General features: G+C 58.8%; 20 protein-coding genes. 9 read left to right on the forward strand and 11 right to left on the reverse strand.

The annotated features are described in order from the left end of the window. Window positions 1–81: 81 nt before the first annotated feature. Window positions 82–807: an SDR family NAD(P)-dependent oxidoreductase gene (locus AC3ANW_RS23490; RefSeq protein ID WP_488345687.1), complete on the reverse strand. Its 726-nt coding sequence runs from the start codon at window positions 805–807 to the stop codon at window positions 82–84. Window positions 808–820: 13 nt separating this feature from the next. Continuing rightward, window positions 821–1,303, reverse strand: a complete 483-nt coding sequence (locus AC3ANW_RS23495) for a nuclear transport factor 2 family protein (protein ID WP_488345688.1) — start codon at window positions 1,301–1,303, stop codon at window positions 821–823. Between the two features lie 243 nt (window positions 1,304–1,546). Between AC3ANW_RS23495 and AC3ANW_RS23500 the strand changes: the two genes are divergently transcribed. Continuing rightward, on the forward strand, window positions 1,547–2,938 hold the full coding sequence (locus AC3ANW_RS23500; RefSeq protein WP_488345689.1) for an MFS transporter: 1,392 nt from the start codon (window positions 1,547–1,549) through the stop codon (window positions 2,936–2,938). A gap of 201 nt (window positions 2,939–3,139) precedes the next feature. Here AC3ANW_RS23500 and AC3ANW_RS23505 read toward each other — a convergent pair whose 3' ends face one another. Next, window positions 3,140–3,778: a hypothetical protein gene (locus AC3ANW_RS23505; protein ID WP_488345690.1), complete on the reverse strand. Its 639-nt coding sequence runs from the start codon at window positions 3,776–3,778 to the stop codon at window positions 3,140–3,142. Between the two features lie 131 nt (window positions 3,779–3,909). On the opposite strand from AC3ANW_RS23505, the gene AC3ANW_RS23510 reads away from it, so the two are divergent. Then, window positions 3,910–4,551 (forward strand): hypothetical protein, encoded by a 642-nt coding sequence (locus tag AC3ANW_RS23510; protein ID WP_488345691.1) that lies wholly within the window; start codon window positions 3,910–3,912, stop codon window positions 4,549–4,551. A gap of 48 nt (window positions 4,552–4,599) precedes the next feature. Here AC3ANW_RS23510 and AC3ANW_RS23515 read toward each other — a convergent pair whose 3' ends face one another. After that, complete coding sequence (locus tag AC3ANW_RS23515) at window positions 4,600–4,929, reverse strand: BPSL0761 family protein (RefSeq protein ID WP_488345692.1); 330 nt, start codon at window positions 4,927–4,929, stop codon at window positions 4,600–4,602. Beyond that, complete coding sequence (locus AC3ANW_RS23520; RefSeq protein ID WP_488345693.1) at window positions 4,815–5,120, reverse strand: HAD domain-containing protein; 306 nt, start codon at window positions 5,118–5,120, stop codon at window positions 4,815–4,817. Before AC3ANW_RS23520 ends, AC3ANW_RS23515 begins: the two co-directional genes overlap by 115 nt. A gap of 1,095 nt (window positions 5,121–6,215) precedes the next feature. On the opposite strand from AC3ANW_RS23520, the gene AC3ANW_RS23525 reads away from it, so the two are divergent. Together AC3ANW_RS23525 and AC3ANW_RS23530 are read left to right on the forward strand one after the other, a co-directional pair. Beyond that, on the forward strand, window positions 6,216–6,794 hold the full coding sequence (locus AC3ANW_RS23525) for a hypothetical protein (protein WP_488345694.1): 579 nt from the start codon (window positions 6,216–6,218) through the stop codon (window positions 6,792–6,794). A gap of 311 nt (window positions 6,795–7,105) precedes the next feature. Then, complete coding sequence (locus AC3ANW_RS23530; protein ID WP_488345744.1) at window positions 7,106–7,741, forward strand: hypothetical protein; 636 nt, start codon at window positions 7,106–7,108, stop codon at window positions 7,739–7,741. Between the two features lie 231 nt (window positions 7,742–7,972). On the opposite strand, the gene AC3ANW_RS23535 is transcribed toward AC3ANW_RS23530, so the two are convergent. Beyond that, window positions 7,973–8,188 carry a DNA-binding protein gene (locus tag AC3ANW_RS23535; RefSeq protein WP_488345695.1) on the reverse strand — a complete coding sequence of 72 codons (216 nt, stop codon included), beginning with the start codon at window positions 8,186–8,188 and terminating at the stop codon, window positions 7,973–7,975. Between the two features lie 319 nt (window positions 8,189–8,507). Between AC3ANW_RS23535 and AC3ANW_RS23540 the strand changes: the two genes are divergently transcribed. The 4 genes from AC3ANW_RS23540 (at window position 8,508) to AC3ANW_RS23555 (ending at window position 10,968) form a co-directional block, all read left to right on the forward strand. Continuing rightward, entirely contained in the window at window positions 8,508–9,449 is a 942-nt protein-coding gene (locus AC3ANW_RS23540) for a hypothetical protein (protein WP_488345696.1), read from the forward strand. Between the two features lie 15 nt (window positions 9,450–9,464). Beyond that, window positions 9,465–10,049 carry an HAD domain-containing protein gene (locus AC3ANW_RS23545; protein WP_488345697.1) on the forward strand — a complete coding sequence of 195 codons (585 nt, stop codon included), beginning with the start codon at window positions 9,465–9,467 and terminating at the stop codon, window positions 10,047–10,049. Window positions 10,050–10,076: 27 nt separating this feature from the next. Then, window positions 10,077–10,280 carry a BPSL0761 family protein gene (locus AC3ANW_RS23550; protein WP_488345698.1) on the forward strand — a complete coding sequence of 68 codons (204 nt, stop codon included), beginning with the start codon at window positions 10,077–10,079 and terminating at the stop codon, window positions 10,278–10,280. A 358-nt stretch (window positions 10,281–10,638) separates the two neighbouring features. Next, window positions 10,639–10,968 carry a hypothetical protein gene (locus AC3ANW_RS23555; protein WP_488345699.1) on the forward strand — a complete coding sequence of 110 codons (330 nt, stop codon included), beginning with the start codon at window positions 10,639–10,641 and terminating at the stop codon, window positions 10,966–10,968. 739 nt (window positions 10,969–11,707) lie between these two features. On the opposite strand, the gene AC3ANW_RS23560 is transcribed toward AC3ANW_RS23555, so the two are convergent. The 5 genes from AC3ANW_RS23560 to AC3ANW_RS23580 all read right to left on the reverse strand — a co-directional run bounded on the left by AC3ANW_RS23560 (window position 11,708) and on the right by AC3ANW_RS23580 (window position 16,697). Then, on the reverse strand, window positions 11,708–12,001 hold the full coding sequence (locus AC3ANW_RS23560) for an H-NS histone family protein (protein ID WP_488345738.1): 294 nt from the start codon (window positions 11,999–12,001) through the stop codon (window positions 11,708–11,710). A 312-nt stretch (window positions 12,002–12,313) separates the two neighbouring features. Then, entirely contained in the window at window positions 12,314–12,943 is a 630-nt protein-coding gene (locus AC3ANW_RS23565) for an H-NS histone family protein (RefSeq protein ID WP_488345700.1), read from the reverse strand. 1,078 nt (window positions 12,944–14,021) lie between these two features. Next, window positions 14,022–14,690, reverse strand: coding sequence for a hypothetical protein (locus AC3ANW_RS23570; RefSeq protein ID WP_488345701.1), 669 nt, complete (start codon window positions 14,688–14,690; stop codon window positions 14,022–14,024). 304 nt (window positions 14,691–14,994) lie between these two features. Further along, window positions 14,995–16,089 carry a helix-turn-helix domain-containing protein gene (locus AC3ANW_RS23575; protein WP_488345702.1) on the reverse strand — a complete coding sequence of 365 codons (1,095 nt, stop codon included), beginning with the start codon at window positions 16,087–16,089 and terminating at the stop codon, window positions 14,995–14,997. Next, on the reverse strand, window positions 16,086–16,697 hold the full coding sequence (locus AC3ANW_RS23580) for a hypothetical protein (protein WP_488345703.1): 612 nt from the start codon (window positions 16,695–16,697) through the stop codon (window positions 16,086–16,088). The genes AC3ANW_RS23575 and AC3ANW_RS23580 overlap by 4 nt, the downstream gene beginning before the upstream one ends. Before the next feature lie 468 nt (window positions 16,698–17,165). On the opposite strand from AC3ANW_RS23580, the gene AC3ANW_RS23585 reads away from it, so the two are divergent. Continuing rightward, a complete protein-coding gene (locus AC3ANW_RS23585; protein WP_488345704.1) occupies window positions 17,166–17,831 on the forward strand; it encodes a hypothetical protein in 666 nt (221 codons plus the stop codon). Window positions 17,832–17,946 lie beyond the last annotated feature (115 nt).

Genomic DNA, 17,946 nt, shown 5'->3' on the forward strand with positions numbered 1-17,946 from the left:
CGCGATGGAAATTTTGAGACGGAGAGCGCTGGGGCAGATCCTCTGCCCCAACCGCATCGCGTCAGGGTTGATTTGTCAGAACTACCACGGTTGTCGGCCGTGGCTTCCGAAGAAGCCGCCCGTGGGACCATCTACTCCGATAAGCGCGAACTTGATGGCTGTCTGGGCACCCTCGGTCGTCGTCACTTCGCCGGTGTGGTTGTTGAGGTCGGTACGAACCTGCCCGGGCTCCACGACATTCACCTTGATACCGAACGGAGCCAGCTCCTTTGCAAAGCAAACGGTCACTGCACTAAGTGCAACCTTGGACGTGGTGTAGTCCATGAAGTTGACGCTCGAAAAGATGGACGTGGGGTCGGTGATTAGGGCGAGTGAGCCGACGCCACTACCCATCATCACCACGCGCGCACCGCCAGCTGCTTTCAGAAGAGGTGTGAAGGCCTGTGTTACGCGAATGGGTCCGAAGAGGTTGACTTCGAAAGTTGCCTTGATGTCCACCATTCGAAGCACGCTTGGCGGCGACTCTTTATCGACCAATACGCCGGCATTGTTGACTAGCACGTCCAGTGCAGTGATCTTCGAAGCCAGAAAGTTTGCTGCATTCCGAACGCTGGATTCGTCTGCAACATCCATTTCCAACAGGTGAACTTCGTGCCCTTCGTCCCGCAAGAGTGCGACCGCAGCATTTCCGCGCGCCTTGTCCCGGGATCCTATCCAGACCGATAGGCCTTGTTCTGCAAGTCCTCGAGCAATGGCAAGACCGATACCCTTGTTCGCCCCGGTCACGAGCGCCTGTTTCTGTGCCATGGCGACGCCTGCCTCAAGCCGTCGCGACAGCTGCGGGTGGAATGACATGATGCGAGACGTCCCCGAAAAGGCGCGGAACGACCGCCCGAGAGCTAAACCGCCACTCGTCATCAATCAGCTCGAAAGTATCGTCATATCGACCCGTGACGATGGGCTGCAAATGAAGCTCGTCCACTTGCTGGTGGACGGTGAAGTAACTCTGCGCGGTCGCGGAAGTCGCAGACTGCATGTCGATGAGCGTATTGGCAATGGTGTGCCAGGTGCGCGGTGTGCCGTCTTCGTGGTGGCGAACGTTGCTCCTGAAAAATTGCGCGATGTTGTGTTCGCCGGTCACCACGACATCGACGACCTTGAAACGGGCGTCCGAGAGCAGCTTAGCGTTGTCCTCCACTTTGCCGTCGTCGAGATTGTGAACGTACGTGGCGATCAGTCGCTTGATGTCGCTTTCGGCGATAAGGCGCTCAACAGCAGTTGGTTTTGATGGATGTGTAGACATGGTTCTTCCTTAGGAGATGGTCAGAAGGACCGACATTCGAGCGTCGCGAAAACGAGCAAACCCAACGCCAGTCCACATATAGCGAACACTATATATCGAGCACTATAAGTAGGAGCCACTTGTTTGACAAGCGGCTTGTAGTTATCGCTACATAGATGAGCAGGGTCTATTTGCCCAGCGCTGTGGCCGGCCCTGGAAGGTCCTAATCTGCCCCCCCGCGTATCGCCCACTACAAGGACCCCCATGGATACCGCTTCCACCGCCGCAGCAGCACAGCCCCGCCATCCGCAGCTGACACTGGCTGCGACCATCGTGGGCTCGAGCCTGGCGTTTGTCGACGGTTCGGTGGTGAACGTCGCGCTGCCCGACATCGGCCGTGGGCTCCAGAGCGACACTGCAGCGCTGCAATGGACCGTCAACGCCTACCTGCTGCCGTTGAGCGCCTTACTGCTTTTCGGCGGGGCTGCGGGAGACCACTACGGCCGGCGCCGCATCTTTCTCTGGGGCGTTGCCATCTTCGCGCTGGCATCGGTGGTGTGCGCCCTGGCCCCTGGCCAGCCGGTGCTGCTGGCCGCGCGCGGGTTGCAGGGCCTGGGTGCAGCGATGCTGATGCCCAATTCGCTGGCCATTCTGGGTGCCGCCTTCTCTGATGAGGCTCGGGGCCGCGCTATCGGCACCTGGGCCGCAGTGGGTGCCATCTCAGCTGCTGTCGGACCGCCGCTGGGCGGTTGGCTGGTCCAGGCGGCCGGCTGGCGGTCCATCTTCCTGCTGAACCTGCCATTGGCCCTCGCGGCCTGGTGGTTGGCATATCGCTACGTGGATGAAAGCGCCAATCCCAACCGGCCTCTTGACGGGGTAGGTGCGCTGCTCGCCACGATGGCGCTCGGCGCGTTGAGCTGGGCATTGACGGTTTGGTCCGGTAAGGGGCCATCGGGTCTGGCGGTGCTGCTGCCGCTATTGGCAGGTGTCGGGCTGCTGGGAATGTTCCTGCTGTTCGAGGCCAGACTCGGCGACCGGGCCATGATGCCGCGCGGCATGTTCGCCTCGCGCCCTTTTGTGGGACTAACCGTACTGACCTTTCTTCTGTACGGTGCGCTTGGAGGCTTGCTGGTTCTGCTGCCGTATTTCCTCATTGAGGCCGCGCACTACACGCCGCTCCAGGCAGGACTGACCTTTCTTCCGTTTTCCATCATCCTGGGGTTCGGATCGCGCGCCATGGGCCGACTGGCCGAACGCGTGGGCCCGCGTTGGCCGCTGACCTTGGGGCCGCTGGTCGCCGGCTTGGGCCTGCTGCTGTTCATGCGCATCACGGCCGACGCCAGCTATTGGGTATCGGTTTTTCCTGCAATGGTAGTTATGGCACTCGGCATGGCCGGCGCGGTGGCACCGCTCACGACTGCCGTGCTGTCTTCGGTCGACCGACATCACACAGGTACTGCATCCGGCTTTAACAGTGCTGTAGCCCGCACTGGAGGGCTGATCGCCACAGCCTTGTGCGGTGCTGTGATCGGGCAGCAAGGTGCCGAGCTTGCATCTGCCTTTCATGCCGCCGCAATGCTGGGTGCAGGCTGCGCCTTTCTATCAGCGCTGGCGGGATTTCTTACGCTGTCGAGCGTTAAGAGGCAGCAAGCGTAAGTCACCCAAGATGAGGACTGGAACGCAACGGTGGTGCTGGCACGGGTTGGCGAGCGCCTGCAGTTAGGCAGCACCAATGGCAACGACACCGTGCCGGCTGGTGAGCGGTGGCAGGCCGCAACATACCTGTAACAGCTCCGGTGACAGGTGGTGTATGGGCATTACCGGCAGAATGCGCTTCGCTCTTCGAGAGAGGAGTGTCTAAAGCGTCTGCAGGCTTCGCGTAGCTGCGCAGGAACTGCCCTTATCTGCATCGCTATCGTCGTCGCTTTGCAGAATATGGGCTTGCGTGCGCAGTCCCGAATAAACGGACCAGCCACCAACTGTGAACAAGGGCACCGTTAGACAGAGCGTAGCAATGCATGCAGCCCGAAAAATCATGCCGCGCCGGTACGCAGTTGCAGCCTTGGCTTCCGCCCCAGTCAACCGAGCCATCGTGTCGGCGGCAAATGCTGACTGAGACAGATACCGAAGGCCGGAACTCAACGCAACCAAGACAAAGGCGCTGCCGAAGCTAAGTAATGCGGAGCCGATGCTATCGATTAGCACCTGGGTGACCTCGCTCTGCGCAGAAGTCACCAGGTGACCGAGGAACGCCAGGAGTGCGGCAGTCCCGCCGCTGGCGACCAGCAGTGCGCTTTTGATGGCCTGCTCTCCCGACGAGACTGTCGCCTTGAAGATCTCGGTGGCCATCGAGATGTTGAGCGGGTGCAAGGCGCGGTGTTGCAGCAATTGGTCTAACTGAGCCTTGGCGACGTCAATCGGTATCGTTTCGGCACCGCCATCTTGCATCTTCTGGAGCTCGGATTTGAGCTGCTGTATCTGGTCTTTCAACTGCATCACTCCACGCACAACCTCCGATCTTAAAACTGCGTGGGTAGCCGCCACCTGTAAACAGGGCCACGGAGGGTAAAGGTAGAGCACTCCATACACAGGTCTGGCGGCAATGGTGCTGCCGAAAAAAGGACCTCATGGACAAGAACCTCTACGCTCGCGTTAACGCTGCCTACAATGCCGCGAGCTCGTACGCCCGCCACATCGTGCCGTTCGCAGTTGCCACGACGGACGTCGTGCGCACAAACTCTGTCAAGCAAGGGATCATTCCGGTTTTCAGCGCTTGTTTCGCCGAAGGCGGTTTTGGCGAAGTGCTGAGCACATTCCCGACGGGGATCACCCCGCTCGCCATTGGCGATGTCGACACAATCTGTTTTTGGTACCGGAGCGGGCGAGTGGTGCGGATGGTGATCTGCGATGCGGAGGAATCGAGAGTGCATTCGATGCTTGCAGGCATCGACGCATACAGCCGCCTACCTGATTCCGACTACAGCGAGCAGTACGACGCGTACAACCGAGAAGCTATTCACTCGATGCAGTACGTACCTGGAAGCATCAAAAAGCCTGCGCACAACCCGTTGGCGTTTACCTTCCCCTGGCCAGTCACTGCGGCTATCCGCCTAGGGCAAATGCCACGCATCGCGCAGATGTTCCTCAAGGACGAGCGAGTGACCGATGTGAAGGCCTGCATTCTTCTAGACCGCGAGTCCGAACGCGCCTTCGGCTTCGCTGACCCAATGCCTGAAGCTGAGGCAGACAATCTGATCCGGGTTCGATAAGCGTGCGCGGTCGGCTACGTCACACCAGCGGCCGGCCGCTCCTGCGGATCACGGGTACCTCGCGCGCTCCTCATCCGAAGCAAATACGGATGGGCACATTTGGCCAGCGAGGTCCATCTCCATATCCAGCGGGTAGTGCCGCAACAATGTCAGCGCCTTGTGCCGAACCTCCTCCGGAACGCCCTCAGCTGCCGCAGGGGAGATCAGCCAGTTCAGCAGCATGCGGGTCCTGATGACCGAATTCGTTCGCTCCGATGGCGTCGTCACTGGGCGCTCCTCTTGAATGGGGTGGTCAGAGCTTGCCGGATTGCCGGCAAATGGTCTGGCAGCAAGCCAACATTCACGTCGCAAAGCACGACTCGACCGCTTTGCCGCCATGGCGGTTCGTTGAGGCCTGTGCCGCTCATGGTGTCGTCGAGAATGACGAACGGCTCACCACGATGGTTGGAAGCAAGCCAGTTGGCGATGGCGTCAGCACGGGTTCGGCCGCGAGTGAATGGGGCCTCGGGTTGTCCATGGAGATTGTTGGCAACGAAAGCTAGGCCGGAGCGCTGGAGGATCTGAACCATCCCCTCTGGATGCACGAATTGGAGCCAGAGGTCGTGATCACAAAAGCCGGAGAGAACCCGTCGCTGACCTTGCGGAGTACTGCGACGGCAGGGGCGTGGAAGAGGTTATCCCAGAGGTCGGCCGGCGGATTCGAACCAATGGCGTTATAACCGCCGTACTTGCCTTCGCACGTTCCATCGTCAACCCAGATGACGTCGTCGAAATCTAGGAATACAACCGGCCTTTCATTGGCGCTCACGAGAGGCTACGAGTGTGTCGGTACTCTGACATCGTGGCTTTAATCTTGGCGAGGCTGTGCTCAGAGAGGGGCAGTCCGATATCGCATGGGGCTATGCGCCCTTTCACCGGCCACTGTGAGTCGGCTACCCACGTGAAGGATTCGACAGACTCAGGACGAAAGTGCTTTTCAGCAAGCTCCAGTGGGCCTCTAGATGGCCCGGCCTTTGTGAAAGTGCCGCCGGTGACCTGACTAGCGAGGTTGTCGTAGTCCAGGAAGACGGTTAGACGCAGGGAGTGGGGCCAGGACGTAGACGGACCTTCGGCGAGCTAAGCCTGCCCTGAGCATTTGTGGAAGCCGCCTCCATAGTCACATCAACCACCTTCCCCTTATCGCCACCACCTGCCACCGAGGCCGATGGTCACATCGCTGCAACCGTCGGTCAAACAGCGCCAATTAGCCGACAAAAACGTTGGTAAAGGCGGATCTGGTTTTGGCTGACATCAATGGCCACGGACCGTAAGAATGAGGACTCTTAAGGCCGAGCAGCCAAGTGATGGGGCAAGGCGCAGAAAGTCAGAAACTGCCTTACCTTGACGCGTCTCCTGCCTAACAGGCATCGCATCTGCCACACCACCTAGCTACTGGCCAAACAATCCTGGCGGCGCTTATAACTGAGGCGAGAGGTGTCGCCATTGTTCGCGGGCGAACTGCAAGATGCCTACAGCGCCTTTGTACGCGGCGTTTTCGCGCTGCCGGTCCTGGGGATGTTCATTGCTCTGGACCTTTTCCCAGGCCTCGAGGACAGCCTCCAGGTCTTCGACTGCATAGGCTTCTTCCAGTTCATGAACAGGCGCACCGCGCCTACCGCGAGGCGGTGGACGGTTTTGCCGCCGCCTTCGTTGATTTCACCCGGCCGCTGGTGCCGGCCATGGCCAATGCCAACGCGCTGATCGCGCCGGCCGCGGTGCTGGGTGTAGTGCTCATCGCGGGCACCGGTTTTGTGGCCGGCGGCTGGATGGAGCCGGTCGAACTGCTGCCTTTCGTGCTGGTCGCGCCGGGCATTTCCGGGCCGCTGTTGCTGCTGCATTACCTGACCCACGACCTGCATGCCGCCACGGCCGTAGCACAGCGGGTGCAGGTGCTGCTGCAGACACCGGTGCTGCCGCAGCCATCTCAGACGAACGCGGTACCGTCGGCCAACGCCGAGGTGCGCTTCGAGAGGGTCAGCTACCGCTACGACACCGACACGCCGCTGCTGGCGGACATCCTTGTACGCTCTTCTCGCAGTTGCGCTTTGTTATCACGCCTCCGCGTTGCAAAAAGAGCCAGCTCAGCTGCGCTGGAACGCTGGGCGGCAGCAGGATCACTGGCAGGAGGGGTAACGTTCTTTGGCTTTGCCGCAGCAATAGTGGTCTTGCTGACAGTGGCGGAGACCAGAGAAGACAGTGCGTAGTTAGTAGCCTCGTGCGTGGCCGCAACGATAACGGTGGCTCGTTGCAACCAGCTAGCTGATCACGCCAACGGGAAGCAGGTGACACACGCTGTTGAGCCAGTTGCGCGAGACAACTGATTCTGGCGGGGTGACACGGCCGGTGGACAGCACCTGCAGCAAGCGTCGCGCGGCTACCGCATCGAGGCTATCCGGCTTCTGCTGAGCCGTTACGTTAACAAAACGGCCGGGTGTTCAAGCCGTAAGTTTACGGTTCAGGGTGGAGCTCTATACGGGTCTGAAGCCGCTTCGTGCTTCGGAACCAAGGACCCAACATGAACTTCCAAAAAGCCTCTTTTGACCCGCTGAATGCCCTGTCCCAGTTTGCTGTGCCCTGGGCCTCGATTGCTCCTCCCCACATCCGCGACTATTACGCCGGCGGGAACCCCCGAGTCGGCCGCGCCCCGCTCATCGCGGGTCACTTTCGCGACGTCGAGTCGATTCCGAGCTACAACCCGCGGGTGCAGGAACTGGACATCCGCATGATGAGGATCGGCAACGCAAACGTGGCCACTTTCTTCGCGCAAGTCGATAGCACGCTCTTGATGTATCTCGCGGACTCGAGTGACGCTTCGACCTGGTCTTTGCTGCGCGATTGCTCGTCAGAGGGCGGGATCCTCTTGGGCGTTTACAAAGCAGCGCGCCTCGACATGGTCGGTGCACGGCTGCGCAGCTTCGACTGCGACGCTTTGCGGTCTTCCGTCGAGGCTCCGCATGCGCCGGGGGCGTTCTATTCGGACGTCATGAAAACCGTGATGGATGGCAGCATTGAGGAGATCGGAAAAAAGGCCTGGATCGCCCCGGTAAAGGACGTGCGTGCTTGCATGCTCGAGACGCCCGACTCCCCGCGGGTGGTTGTCTCGCCTCAGGGGTTGAACAGCAAAGCCAAGAGAAACCTGGTGCGGATCTGACACAGCCGTTCTGCTGCATCCACGGCGGTCGCGGAGAGCTGCGGTTCACGCTCAGCGGCTCTGCACCACAGCCCTCCGTCGCTGGGCCTGGAGGCGCACCAGTCGACGCTGGCCTTTCACGTGGCAGCGTGCGGTGGTCCAGGATAGCCGGCTCATCGTCGGGCCTCTGTCGGCAGGACGTCGAGACTACGAGAAAAAGCAGCCCCCGAGGGGGCTGCTTCAATCAACTCATCATTGCATCAGCTTGTCGGCTTTGGGGCGGAGATGTCCGGTCTCTCTCAACCGCGCTGTGATGAAGGTGAAGCTGCCGCGCCCAAGCTCGGCGTACACGTTCCGGGTGGTGATGCGCCTTGCCTTCTTCTTCAGCTCTTCGACCGCCTGGTCGACGTTCTGGTTGGTTAGGCCCTTCGGGCCACGTTTTTTTGCGGGATCTTCAGTGGTCGTCACATGGTCTTTCAGCGCAGGCGAAGGCCCTTGCTTCGATGTGTAGCGACAGGAAAAGAATCGGGTGAAATTGATAACAAATTTCGCTTGGCTGATTCGCCGGCCTCGCGCAAGATAACGACGAAGAACACTGCAGCGGCGATATGAAAATCATCGCAAACAAACACTCAGGATTACTGTCGCCTCGGTCTGATTTCGCCCCCCAAAAAAGTCGAATTTTTAGTTTCGGGTAATTGAAGCCGCGCCACATTGGCACGAGTGATTCGCGGCTTTATGCGTCGTCACGGCGACCGAAAGAAACTCACGCAAACCATCTACCAAAATGTCTAAAACAAGTATTCGTTTTCGCGCTTTGAATCTTATTGGCATAGACCAAGAGTCACTCGTGGATGCGTTAAATTCGGTCGACTGGGATGATGAGGCCGGTACTAAAGATGCGGTTTCTCGGTGGGTTAGCGAGTATGGGGTAAAGGTCCCTGCCCTAGAGTTGTACGTAAAGGAACGGCTGGTTCAGAAATTGTTTCGGCCTGCACCGCCAGCGCGTGAAAAAGCCATCTGCATCGCCATTGGTGGCGGCAAGGGCGGCGGTGGCGGATCACTCGTTTCCACTGCCTTAGCATTCACCGCTGCCCATCTTGGTTACCGGGTCGCGCTATGTGAGCAGCACGTGTCCTGCGTCAACCCAGTAATTATTGGAGCAAGCACTCCCTACAACATCCCCAATAACGTCACACTTTATCCGCCGGAAAAGCAGGCGCATCCAATGCGATACGACATGATTTTTGTCGATGTTCCATCTCGGGAGTTCATGGCTTTCAAGAACGACGCGCAAACGATCTTAGATGTTTATGGGCGCTATGACTTTGTGCTTATTCCTTGCAATCTGGCAAATAACCTCGACCTCACGACAGAAATGTTTTCATACATCGACAGCATTTCGAATTTCCCCAAATGGGGAGTCGTACACGTGTGCCAGGAAATGTATGTCTCCAAGATGCTGCTATCCGGGAGTAAGATTCAGCCATGGGCCAATAGAATTTTCTCGGAGCCACTCATCACAGAGCCTCAATGGTCACTTCATAATCAGGCTTTCGTAGCAGATCCCGCATTTCATATTTGCTGCAAGCTTTTGGATGAAGTCTGCTCCCGAATCGGCTTAGAACTACCGGACGGTTACTTGTATGAAGAGGGGGCGCGGGCCATGTCACTAGAGTACCTGGTAGACCGACTTGAAGCGCGGCAACAAGCCCTCGTATTTGCCTGATTTAAACACCATCGGATGGACCAAAATTACAACCCGAAGGATGGGGCTCGAATTGGTGCAAACGTCAAACCTACGGTCCTATTAGACTTCGACGACGTCATTTGCCTTAATAAAATATATGGGGGTTATGATGCTATTGCTGAAAATCCGCCAGAAGACCTATGGCAGCACCTGTTCCATGCACCGGCCGTTGCGGTCCTGCGCGCAATTGCCGAAGAGTTTTCTCCTCATTTTGTCATTACCACCTCTTGGCTCCAGTTTTTGCATCCGGAGGGCCTGGTTCAAATTCTCACACGTTCAGGTCTGAATTTCGTTGCTGAGAATTTGCACCCGCATTCAGAAGCGCCTTTCACACGAGGCCACACACGGGCGGATGCGATATCGAAATGGCTTCGAGAGCATCATGCCGGTGAGCCTTATGTCGTATTGGATGACACATTGAGCGGTACCGGGCTTGACGGGTTTCCTTGGAGCAACACTGGCAGGGTTGTGCTTTGCGAAGTTTCAGTTGGTCTGCTTGAAAAACATCTGCCCGCGATACGTTCGGCGCTTTCTCGCCCTGCTGGTACTGACGGTTCACATTCAACGGCGCATCCATAAAGCGCTCCGCACTTGAGGTGGAATTTCATGACAGTCCCCTACGAACGTTCGCTGGCGGTCCTCAAAACGCGAGAGTTCCTGAAATGGCTTGAGGATCCTGGGCAGTCCAAGCGGATTCCGAAGGGGGTGCGAAAGAAGGCCACGCATTTGCTCCGGCACTATCCGCACCCGATGGAAATGGAGCTCGCAGCACACACGTCCCCATCCATATTCGCCGTGCGAGATCTGTGATGAAACCGGTGGCCAAACATCTTGCGATTTTGGGGCAGGGCGGTTTAAGCAAAGCAGCCGAGCCGCATGTGGTTCGCCATCAGGTAGTGGGTATGTCTTGTGTTTAGTCTTCAATAGACCTCCGAGCTTCACCCTCAGATGAAGAACACGAAGCGGATCCTGCCGAAAGAGGCCAAGTGTTCTAGCGATCGAGCCCGAACCGTCCTGGCGCTGGGGAGCTTCTTCGCCTGCCTCATCGGCCTGGGGGTCGTGCTGCTCGCCAACGCAATTTATTTGTAGGTGGTAAGAGTAGGATGCCCCCGCATGCGCGGGCTCGCAGGCAACCGGTCAGATGCCAAGGCATCTGTAAACTGCTTTCGTGACCGATGCCGCCAACCTAACCACACCAGACGGACGATACTTTGTGGTCAATGGCCGGTTGTGGCGGTCGACGAATCCTGCGTTGTCCGAGGGTGACAAGCAGTTCTGGGTCGACCAGCTCATGCGTGCACGACGCAGGGTCGCGGCAGCGTTGAAAGCCGACGACCAACCTGCCGAAAAGGCAGCTCGGGCCGCAGTGGATGCCGCCAAGCGGGCATTAGGCGAACGGGGACCGGTGTGGGGGACTGACGGCACACCGGATTTCAACCGCCGCAAGGTGACTGACACACCTTACAAGTCTTGGTTTGACCAGCTGCCCTTTGACTGAATTGCTGCCTTTTTAAGCGCCGTACGCAAAGCAAGCACCCGTGCGGGTTCGCAGACTTTCCACCAGAGTTTTCGACAAGTCTTTCCACAGGTCGTAGGGATAAGTTGGATTGCTCTAGCCCGGCATCGCGTCACCGTTGGCCTGTGCCCGGTGTGCCACTGGAATGCACCCGCGTCAGCACGCGCGCATGCAACACGCACGTAGCCAGTAGACATGAAATCGCCGAGGGGCAGGGTGGCGGACGTTTGCGTATAAAACCATGACCTATAGGAGGGGCAGAGGCAACGATCTGGCGCGCCGCAAACCTTGTTGTGGAATTTGAGCCTATGCTGCGATGAGCAGGCTGGCTCCTTTCCGGCGGAAGGCTAGCTTCATTCAGGCGGCCCCGCCGTAGACTTGAGTTGGACGTCACACTCGCTTAGGTTCTGTGTGGCCGACGGTACGTTATCCGGCAGCTGCGGTAGGCCATTACCCATTGCCGGACACCGGTTCCGCTGGGCCCTTCATCAGCTAGTCTTCTAGCGAGCTGAAGCAGGCCATGCAGATCGATTTCCCGCCCCTGTCCTAACTCAGCGCGCACGCTGAAAGGTCGTCGTCCGTACATTGGCCGCGGTACTGATGTCGGTGGCCAACCCGTTCGCCCCTGGTCTGACAACCCGTCGTCATAAAATCGAATGGAGGGGCAGCCGATTCCTCGGCCCCCCTCGCAAAGCCGCAGAACACCGCGGCTTGTTGACGCTTAGATCGCGAACTGCGCGCGATCCTTGCCGGCAATCCACTTCGGCGCCTTGCCCCGGCCGGCCCAGGTAACGCCGGAGATAGGGTCCCGGTACTTCGCGGCGACCTTAGTGCCCGCAGCCGAAGAAGGGCGATTCACGGTGAGCGGTTTGAACACCTCGGCTTCGGTCAAGCCGAACTCAGCAATCAGGGTCAGCACCTTCCGTACCGCTTCAGCGATTTCGTCATCGCGAGCAGCAGCGATCTGCGCGTCGAGCGCCACTTTCTGCACGAGGAGTTCTTTGTGAGATGCCAAAGGTTTGGAGGTGGAGAGATCCTGGCTAACGACGCGGGCATCGACGTTCTCCGCGACCTGATCCGAGGCCGCTTCCCCAGTGGCGCTATCGGGGGTGAAGGACGTCTGCTGGGCACACTCCGGGAGCACGCCAGCCGCGGTCAAGGGCCAAGCTTCGGGGAGGTCGACCTGCGGTGCCAGCTCGACAGTGGTGGTGTGGGTATGAGCGGTGTCGGTAGTCTTTTTCACGAGTTTTCCTATGTTGCTTGCAGCGGGGTGCTGCGGAGAGGTGTAGCGAAGTAAGGCAGCCGGGCCTGCCTTACCGTTGGGGCTTTACGCTTCGATGGACGCGTCCGCGCCCATGCCGTTCGTGTTGGTCGTTTCCCGGCGGTCTTTCACCTTTGCTGGCAAGACCAGGGTCGCGCGACCGCGCCCGGCGTTCGTTCCCGCGGGACTCATCGCCGTGTTCTCCTCCGTGGTCAGAGCCATGGCCACATCGGACGCGGAAACAGCCGCAGGGGCGGCTATGCCGACGTCGTGATCGGCCACATCGAGGATCACCGGAGCGTCAACAGACGTGTCATCGTCGTTGCCCAGGCTTGCTTCCCCCGTGAGCGCTTCGGTGATGATCGGAGCGTTCTGGACCTCGCCAATGAGGAACGAGGCCTTGTCCTTGCCGACGATCCAGCGCGGGGCCTTGCCGCGGCCGACCCAGGTTTCGCCGGTAAGGGGATTGCGGTACTTCGGGGGCGCTTTGTCACCCTTGGGCGTGGAGGCCCTGCCCACGGCGAGCCCGGGGAACAGGTCTTCTACGGTAATCGCGAGGTCCCGGATCTTGTCCAGGGCTTCGCGCACAAACGCCAGCCGCGTGTTCGCGAGAGAGGCAGAACGCTCCTCCCGCAGCGAGAGAATGATCTGGTCGTGTTCCGAGAGGTGGGCGTCGATTTCTTCGACAGTGCGCATGATGAATCCTTCAATGTGGTTACGGGGGTACTACGGCGCCGCATTCGAGGTGCCGCAGGGCAACGCGAAATCGTCACCAGGTCCTATAGGCACCAGAGCTATGTGAGGCGGGCGGTCTTTAAGGTTGGCTTGTTTACCGTCGGGCAGTGCACGAGGTGCGCAGCGCTCGGCCCCCCACGCTTACGCATGCGTTGTCGGCCGGGCACACGTTGACGTATCGCCTTTCGGCGCCATTGCGTCGCCGAGGCGTGCCGCTGTAGGAGGCGTCATCGACTCAGCGGCAGCAGAGACATGGCTAACGTCGATGTTTACTGTTCGCCCCCCCAAACGGCTCATTTCGTGCCGCTGCAGGCGGTATTTCGAACATCAGATGACCCGTGGGCGGTCGTCGAAATGACGGCGGGCCACATTCTTCGGACAGTCTGGGGAGAGCTGGCGGTGGCGTTGCAGGCTTCGCACGCGCTGTCTCTCGTGCTGCGAGCCTGTGGAGGTCGGGCGAGCAGGCCCGTAGCATTAAGAAAGAACTCTCGCAGCGGATCGATTGGTCTGCGTTTCCGTCAACCGATCGCCTGTGAGGATCCCGATGTGCAGCGCGAATTGCCCCAATTCACGGGCCACAACTAACCGCACGGCATGCCGAGCGGCCGACGCAATGGCCGTTGACCTGTCGCAAAGGCGACGGCATCCAGCTCTTGGGCGAGACCATTGGCGCGCATGACAACGGCAGCTTCATCGCTCGGTGGGTCAGCCATCTTGGATGATCTCGCATGCTGGTTATCGCGAGCTGAGACGTCGGCGAATTTTGGCCTTGGCAGATGGCATGCCGTCCCCACGCGTAAGACAGGATCTTCTTGATGCCCGGTACTAGCAAGAGGGGCATGCGCAAGTTCTATCCCAGCGCAGCCAAGCAAGATCGGGCCCGGCTCCGTGCAAAAAAGGTCGCAGCGCGAGCGCACAGGCCACCCCCCAACAGGCCGGGATGCAAGATATGGACGCCTTGAACGCCTGGTGCCCGACGGGGCAGAGTTACGTCGGAAAAAATCACCGGGCTCTTGGCATCCGCAAGTTTGCGCTGGTGCTACGGAGCAACAGCGGCTGGCGTTACCTTCTGCTTCGCAGCAGTGATCTGCTGCTTCCGCTCCATCGCCTCCAATTTTTGGCCGAGGCGATTTCCCCGCATGGGACTCTCACTCACCGCCGAAGAAACTACTACGTTGTCATTACAGATAGACGGAAGAGTCATCCTGGCAATACGGGTAAGGTGCGTCATGCTGGTCAGGTTTGAGACGTGCCTGGCCACGTCAACATGTGCCAGGAACGGGCATGCGTTTACGTCTTCGGAGAGTGGAAAAGGCATCTCGATTTCGAAGGCGCCGAGAAATTCCGTGCCGTTAGCCGCCGTGATTCGGACGCTAAGTTGGGTGCACATGAACTTGATGCTATAGAGCAGCTCCCAGAGCCTCGGGTCGTAGCGGTCAACAAGACACATATGTAACTGGCCAAAGAAGTCAAACGAGAAACAGACCAAAGGAGTACCAGCAATGTTGAGAAGTCGGCAGTCACCATCCAGTTCGTCCTGGCCGGCTCCGTCCGTTCGAATCTCGATAACTTTGCTGCCGCTGTCGGGATAGGAGAGAGCAATGCCATCGTCATGCTCAAGCGCGCTAAAGGTGTGATGGAAGGTCAGCTGGCTGGAAAGGATGGTGTGACGCGCTTTCGCGTCATCAAGGCTGGTCACGTGAATCATGGGATGCTTTCAGAGGTAGGCAGCGGATTGCTGCTTCACCGTCTAGGCACCGGAGCCAAGCGTAAGGAGCCAGCTTGTTTACAACTGACGGTATGCATCGTTGTATCGGGTATGCGTTCTGCCTGCCTGCCAACGTCAAGCGGGGAGGGAGGCGACGCAAGGCGAACGGCGCAGCACATGCCCGCACCGGGGGCCAAGCGTCGCGCAGGTCTCGATCGGTTGAGGCAGATTCTTGTCGCACACTGCGAACGAAGATTTGCCCACCTCACCGACTCTCTGGCGCCACAATGCGCCCCGTAAGTCTTCAGTTCGGTGAGAACAGGTTGACGACCTGGCCACTTGCAATCGGCTGACCGTGCCCAATCAAATCTTCGAGCAAGCGCGGTTGCACCCACATCTGGCGAGCCACCGCCGGAAGAGATACGCCTAGGTGGTCGCGCATCATCTGCAGTCCGTCGGCCACGACTTCTGGTGTTTCAATCACCATCGCCGCGTCCTCATGTTCCTCAATGGCTTCTCCGTGCCGGTTGAGCTTGATATAAGCGGAGCGGACTTGCTCGTCGGTAAAAACACCCAGCTGTCGGCCGCGATAGATCAACGCGGATTTCGACACGCCCCAGCGTAGCTTGAGCTCGCTGAGGCCATCCCAGTTGAGGCGTGACCGACGCAAGGCCTTGTGGCTCTCTGCCAGGAACGCTGCCCGTGGCAGCAGGAACGAGCTCGCGAATCGGTTGGCTTGCGTCTCCGTCAGCCGATCGCCTGTTAGAACGCCAATGTGCAGTGCGAAGTGACCGAGCTCATGCGCCACGCCGAAGCGGGCGCGGCATGCCGATCGGCCGACACTGTTGAGTGCAATGACTGGGCGACGTGTTGCGAACGAGACCGCATCTACCTCCTGAGCCAGGCCGTTGACGCGCATGACAACCGCGCCGGCGTTTTCTGCCACGCGCGTGATATTGCTGATCGGTCCCCAACCAAGGCCCCAATCTGAGCGGCACTGTTCTGCACCCCGCTCAATGGCTTCGTCGCTCGAGGAGTCCGCTTCCTTTATGCGGTACTCAGGCAAGTCGAGATGGTCATCGAGTACACACACAAGGCGCTTGAGCATTTCTCCGCGCGCCCGCGCGTACTGGCGTAGTGCCACTTTCGTGGTCAGTTGCTTGCGGAAATGGCATTGCTCGTCCATCAACGGCATCGGGTCCACATGGCGGAGGAATTCCGGCAGGATGCCCAGATGATCGACCAGGCCCTGCTCTAAAGCTGCGGACACAGGCTCGGCACCGGTCTCGATTCGACTCAGGTACTGCTTGGATTTGCCGAGGATTTCGCCGAGCTCTGCCAGCGATAAGCCGTTGAAAAGACGCGCGAGACGCACGTTTGTAGAGAGTACCGGGCTCATGCTCCTGCCATGGCACCAGCACTCCCGCTTCCGAGGTCACGTAACTTCGGTTTGATCGCGGGCTTGGGCACATCAATGGCCACGGGCAGTGTGGCCTGCGCATCGCCAAGTCTGCGAAACACCGAACCGGAGGTCCACCGGCACGCCTCTTCGCCGGATTGGGTAAACCCTAGGACCACCACCCGCGGATCACTGGATTCATCCATTCCACGGTCAATCACGAACACGAAACGCGCTGCCTCGTCCGGTGCGGCTTCCTCAAGCAAGGGGATCTGGAAAAGATGGGGCTGCAAAACAGCTCGCTTGCGGGGAGCGTCCGCACAGTCATTGCTGAATCGGAAGGGGATGTTGCAGATCGAGAAAACAATGTCGAGGCTGTTGTTCTCGACGCGGAGCCAACGGTGGCGGCCCGACAAGTATTCGAGGGTGATGCGCTGCTTCTGACGGCCGAAACGGGCGGTACCCCGTGTGTACGACGTGTCGGTCTCTCGGGCCAGATCATCCTCGGTCGCCCGCCATTCGTCCAAGAACCATGAGGCAACCATTTCAAGGTACTCGACCTTGAGGGCTTCGGGGAGGCTGCCGGCATGGGACTGTGTTGCGTGCATATTTGTGCAGTATGGCGAATTCGTCAATGCATTATGTGCAAAATTCGACGATCGTCAACCAATCTCCTGCACGCAGTCGCTCATCACTGAACCGAAGTTGGCTAACCAGAACCAATTTAAGGCCAAGGTGCAAATCCGGCATTCGACGTCGGGGCAGGCACGGTGCATGGTTGCCCGGTGACGGGCAACTCAACGCGACTCTCTATTGCTTGTCTGTCGTCGATGCCTCCGTCGGGCACCACAAACGGCAGAGGTCTTCAGCGCCCCGACGCAAAGGTCGGGTTGGCGTTCGGCGATAGAGCCAAGCGCGTGCATGGCCTGAAATTCTTGGCCGTTAGCGCTGCCTCCTGGATCGCAATCCACGCAGGTCTTCCCGTTCGAACAGTAAGGTAAAGACGCTAGTAAGGCAGTGCGATAGTGGCGTGCCTATACCCGGGGTGCATGTGCACAGTTTCAATGGACCCCATCATGTTCGACAACTTCAAAACCACCACCATCTTTGACGCGATGTACAGCGAGAAGGCCGACGCTTGGCCGCTCGTTCACCAGATCGCGCAGTCTTGCCGTTCCAGCCTGTATGGCGAGAGCTCCCCCTGGCTCACCCCGGTGAATACCACTTACCCGGCGCTCTTGGAGGAGTTGGTCAAGAACGATGTTCTCGATGATCGCCTTCTCCTGAAGTTCCAGGTCCTTCATCTTCCCGAGCACTTCGAGTACCACCTGGACGAGCTCAAGGAGTTGGGCTACATGAACATCAACATGATGTGCGAAAACGGTCTTCGCTCCCATAACGTCAACCGCATTTACACAAAGCATATTAGCTTGTCTTTCCCGTCAGCCAGGTGGGAGCCTATCGATCTCCGGGGTGAAAAGGCGGAAGGCCGGAACTTGCTGGCAGTCATCTGCAGCAATCGTTTTGTCCTCTTGGACATTCAGGTTAACTGGGAGCAGTTTGGCGACCAGTGGGAGTATTGGGATCTTGGCTCAAGCGTTTCTGACTACACGCCGTTTGAGCAACCAGGCTGGGCCGAGCGCAAGAAGCGCCGTAAACTGCCCGATCCTTTTTTTTCAGTAGCGGTTATCGTCCCTTGGCGAGATCCGGAGGCGATACCTAATCGCTTCCGGGCCAATTGACAGGCAAAAGGTAACGCTTAGCCTCAGCTCCGGCTGGGGCTATTGCACATCATCAGCTGCGTATACAGAAAGGGTTGGACGCTTCGTGCTAACAGGTCAAGTATGCGCAACGAGC

The sequence above is a fragment of the Xylophilus sp. PBN-3R genome (assembly GCF_057747805.1).

What these genes read in the sequence shown, in the direction of transcription:
- AC3ANW_RS23540 (WP_488345696.1), top strand. Translation starts at nt 8,508, where the DNA reads ATGTCTAAAACAAGTATTCGTTTTCGCGCTTTGAATCTTATTGGCATA.
- AC3ANW_RS23530 (WP_488345744.1), top strand. Translation starts at nt 7,106, where the DNA reads ATGAACTTCCAAAAAGCCTCTTTTGACCCGCTGAATGCCCTGTCCCAG.
- AC3ANW_RS23505 (WP_488345690.1), bottom strand. Translation starts at nt 3,778, where the DNA reads ATGCAGTTGAAAGACCAGATACAGCAGCTCAAATCCGAGCTCCAGAAG.
- AC3ANW_RS23565 (WP_488345700.1), bottom strand. Translation starts at nt 12,943, where the DNA reads ATGCGCACTGTCGAAGAAATCGACGCCCACCTCTCGGAACACGACCAG.
- AC3ANW_RS23495 (WP_488345688.1), bottom strand. Translation starts at nt 1,303, where the DNA reads ATGTCTACACATCCATCAAAACCAACTGCTGTTGAGCGCCTTATCGCC.
- AC3ANW_RS23500 (WP_488345689.1), top strand. Translation starts at nt 1,547, where the DNA reads ATGGATACCGCTTCCACCGCCGCAGCAGCACAGCCCCGCCATCCGCAG.
- AC3ANW_RS23570 (WP_488345701.1), bottom strand. Translation starts at nt 14,690, where the DNA reads ATGATTCACGTGACCAGCCTTGATGACGCGAAAGCGCGTCACACCATC.
- AC3ANW_RS23515 (WP_488345692.1), bottom strand. Translation starts at nt 4,929, where the DNA reads ATGGCGGCAAAGCGGTCGAGTCGTGCTTTGCGACGTGAATGTTGGCTT.
- AC3ANW_RS23580 (WP_488345703.1), bottom strand. Translation starts at nt 16,697, where the DNA reads ATGCACGCAACACAGTCCCATGCCGGCAGCCTCCCCGAAGCCCTCAAG.
- AC3ANW_RS23545 (WP_488345697.1), top strand. Translation starts at nt 9,465, where the DNA reads ATGGACCAAAATTACAACCCGAAGGATGGGGCTCGAATTGGTGCAAAC.
- AC3ANW_RS23575 (WP_488345702.1), bottom strand. Translation starts at nt 16,089, where the DNA reads ATGAGCCCGGTACTCTCTACAAACGTGCGTCTCGCGCGTCTTTTCAAC.
- AC3ANW_RS23510 (WP_488345691.1), top strand. Translation starts at nt 3,910, where the DNA reads ATGGACAAGAACCTCTACGCTCGCGTTAACGCTGCCTACAATGCCGCG.
- AC3ANW_RS23490 (WP_488345687.1), bottom strand. Translation starts at nt 807, where the DNA reads ATGGCACAGAAACAGGCGCTCGTGACCGGGGCGAACAAGGGTATCGGT.
- AC3ANW_RS23520 (WP_488345693.1), bottom strand. Translation starts at nt 5,120, where the DNA reads ATGGTTCAGATCCTCCAGCGCTCCGGCCTAGCTTTCGTTGCCAACAAT.
- AC3ANW_RS23585 (WP_488345704.1), top strand. Translation starts at nt 17,166, where the DNA reads ATGTTCGACAACTTCAAAACCACCACCATCTTTGACGCGATGTACAGC.
- AC3ANW_RS23550 (WP_488345698.1), top strand. Translation starts at nt 10,077, where the DNA reads ATGACAGTCCCCTACGAACGTTCGCTGGCGGTCCTCAAAACGCGAGAG.